Origin of the sequence: Psychrobacter sp. 16-MNA-CIBAN-0192, from assembly GCF_040309565.1 — a bacterium.
Taxonomy (GTDB): Bacteria; Pseudomonadota; Gammaproteobacteria; order Pseudomonadales; family Moraxellaceae; genus Psychrobacter.
Genome location: NZ_JBEOOX010000390.1, coordinates 1 through 261, shown reverse-complemented (window position 1 = coordinate 261; position 261 = coordinate 1). Strand labels below are relative to the sequence as shown.

1 protein-coding gene is annotated in these 261 nt (G+C 34.9%); it reads left to right on the top strand.

Annotated features, from left to right (window positions below; all coding sequences use genetic code 11):
- On the top strand, positions 1-261 hold a 261-nt coding region (locus AAEY78_RS13700), incomplete at both ends, for a hypothetical protein (protein ID WP_352339896.1).

The window sequence follows — 261 nt, the reverse complement described above, 5'->3', positions numbered from 1 at the left end:
CCTATGAGGCCAATATTGCAAGCTGGTGTACTAAATCTATTAAATTTGACGGCACACATTATTACTATGAACTTGCCGAAATGATCCACTTTGATATAAAAAATGAGGCAGGTGAGTTTGATGTAATTAACTGCGATCCGCTTTCGGTTGAAGAGGCAATAATAAAGCAATTTCCTCGCTTTTATAGCCACTTAATAAGTTATGCAAAAGATTTAAAAACCGAGCATGCTACCTATGACCCTAAAAATATTAGTATTAAAG